The sequence below is a fragment of the Acinetobacter sp. YH16042 genome (assembly GCF_013417245.1).
In the GTDB taxonomy this organism is placed as follows: Bacteria; Pseudomonadota; Gammaproteobacteria; order Pseudomonadales; family Moraxellaceae; genus Acinetobacter; species Acinetobacter amyesii.
The window spans coordinates 1-2,936 of record NZ_VPEJ01000059.1 but is presented as its reverse complement, the minus strand read 5'-3'; the positions used below and the strand labels follow the sequence as shown (position 1 = coordinate 2,936).

The window sequence follows — 2,936 nt, the reverse complement described above, 5'->3', positions numbered from 1 at the left end:
ATACAACTGTTTGGGTGTTGTATAGTCAAGCCTCACGAGCAATTAGTATTGGTCAGCTTCATGCGTCACCGCACTTCCACATCCAACCTATCAACGTCGTAGTCTTCAACGGCTCTTTAGTGGACATAAAGTCCAAGGGAAATCTTATCTTGAGGTAGGCTTCCCGCTTAGATGCTTTCAGCGGTTATCCCTTCCGAACATAGCTACCCGGCGATGCGACTGGCGTCACAACCGGTACACCAGAGGTTCGTCCACTCTGGTCCTCTCGTACTAGGAGCAGATCCTCTCAAATTTCCAGCGCCCACGGTAGATAGGGACCGAACTGTCTCACGACGTTCTAAACCCAGCTCGCGTACCTCTTTAAATGGCGAACAGCCATACCCTTGGGACCTGCTTCAGCCCCAGGATGAGATGAGCCGACATCGAGGTGCCAAACACCGCCGTCGATATGAACTCTTGGGCGGTATCAGCCTGTTATCCCCAGAGTACCTTTTATCCGTTGAGCGATGGCCCTTCCATACAGAACCACCGGATCACTAAGACCTACTTTCGTACCTGCTCGACTTGTGGGTCTCGCAGTTAAGCGCGCTTTTGCCTTTATACTCTACGCGTGATTTCCGACCACGCTGAGCGCACCTTCGTACTCCTCCGTTACTCTTTAGGAGGAGACCGCCCCAGTCAAACTACCCACCAGACATGGTCCTCGTCCCGGATAACGGGACAGAGTTAGAACCTCAATATTACCAGGGTGGTATTTCAAGATTGGCTCCACCGAAACTAGCGTCTCGGTTTCAAAGCCTCCCACCTATCCTACACAAGTAAGATCAAAGTTCAATGTCAAGCTGCAGTAAAGGTTCACGGGGTCTTTCCGTCTAGCCGCGGGTACACCGCATCTTCACGGCGATTTCGATTTCACTGAGCCTCTGCTGGAGACAGCGCCCCCATCATTATGCCATTCGTGCAGGTCGGAACTTACCCGACAAGGAATTTCGCTACCTTAGGACCGTTATAGTTACGGCCGCCGTTTACTGGGGCTTCGATCAAGAGCTTCGCTTACGCTAACCCCATCAATTAACCTTCCAGCACCGGGCAGGCATCACACCCTATACGTCCACTTTCGTGTTTGCAGAGTGCTATGTTTTTAATAAACAGTTGCAGGGGCCTGGTTTCTGTGGCTGCTCTCAGCTCAGGAAGCAAGTTCCATCACCAAAAGCAGCGTACCTTCTCCCGAAGTTACGGTACCATTTTGCCTAGTTCCTTCAGCAGAGTTCTCTCAAGCGCTTTGGTCTACTCGACCTGACCACCTGTGTCGGTTTCGGGTACGATTCCAGTGTAACTGAAGCTTAGAGACTTTTCCTGGAAGTATGGTATCAGCCACTTCACTGTACAAGTACAGCTTGCTGTCAGATCTCAGCATAGAGTACCCCGGATTTGCCTAAGATACATGCCTACTTCCTTTCACCTGGACAACCAACGCCAGGCTGACTTAACCTTCTCCGTCCTCTCATCGCATTACACTGAAGTATTGGAATATTAACCAATTTCCCATCGACTACGCCTCTCGGCCTCGCCTTAGGGGTCGACTCACCCAGCCCCGATTAACGTTGGACTGGAACCCTTGGTCTTTCAGCGAACGGGTTTTTCACCCGTTTTGTCGTTACTCACGTCAGCATTCGCACTTCTGATACCTCCAGCAGACTTCTCAATCCACCTTCATCGGCTTACAGAACGCTCCCCTACCACTTACACTAATGTGTAAATCCGCAGCTTCGGCATATAGTTTTAGCCCCGTTACATCTTCCGCGCAGGCCGACTCGACTAGTGAGCTATTACGCTTTCTTTAAAGGGTGGCTGCTTCTAAGCCAACCTCCTAGCTGTCTATGCCTTCCCACATCGTTTCCCACTTAACTATAATTTTGGGGCCTTAGCTGGCGGTCTGGATTGTTTTCCTCTTGACTACGGACGTTAGCACCCGCAGTCTGTCTCCCGGATAGTACTCATTGGTATTCGGAGTTTGCATCGGTTTGGTAAGTCGGGATGACCCCCTAGCCGAAACAGTGCTCTACCCCCAATGGTATTCGTCCGAGGCGCTACCTAAATAGCTTTCGGGGAGAACCAGCTATCACCGAGTTTGATTAGCCTTTCACCCCTATCCACAAGTCATCCCCTGGCTTTTCAACGACAGTGGGTTCGGTCCTCCAGTTAGTGTTACCCAACCTTCAACCTGCTCATGGATAGATCACCCGGTTTCGGGTCTACACCCAGCAACTAAACGCCCTATTAAGACTCGATTTCTCTACGGCTCCCCTAATCGGTTAACCTTGCTACTGAATGTAAGTCGCTGACCCATTATACAAAAGGTACGCAGTCACCAAACAAGTTGGCTCCCACTGCTTGTATGCATGCGGTTTCAGGATCTATTTCACTCCCCTCACAGGGGTTCTTTTCGCCTTTCCCTCACGGTACTGGTTCACTATCGGTCAGTCAGGAGTATTTAGCCTTGGAGGATGGTCCCCCCATATTCAGACAAGGTTTCACGTGCCTCGCCCTACTCGACATCATTATCTAAGCCCTTTCGCGTACAGGACTATCACCTACTATGGTCGCACTTCCCAGAGCGTTCCACTAAAGCTTAGATAACTTAATGGGCTTTTCCCCGTTCGCTCGCCGCTACTGAGGGAATCTCAATTGATTTCTTTTCCTAAGGGTACTGAGATGTTTCACTTCCCCTCGTTCGCCTCATAAACCTATGTATTCAGTTTATGATACCCGCCTTATAGCGGGTGGGTTTCCCCATTCAGAAATCTCCGGATCACAGGATATTTGCCGCCTCCCCGGAGCTTATCGCAGGCTATTACGTCTTTCATCGCCTCTGACTGCCAAGGCATCCACCACATGCACTTAATTACTTGACTATACAACCCCAAACAGTCGTC

At 50.4% G+C, this 2,936-nt stretch carries 1 rRNA gene; it reads right to left on the bottom strand.

The features are described from left to right. Positions 1-21 precede the first annotated feature (21 nt). Positions 22-2,915, bottom strand: a 23S ribosomal RNA gene (locus tag FTV37_RS16520). Positions 2,916-2,936 lie beyond the last annotated feature (21 nt).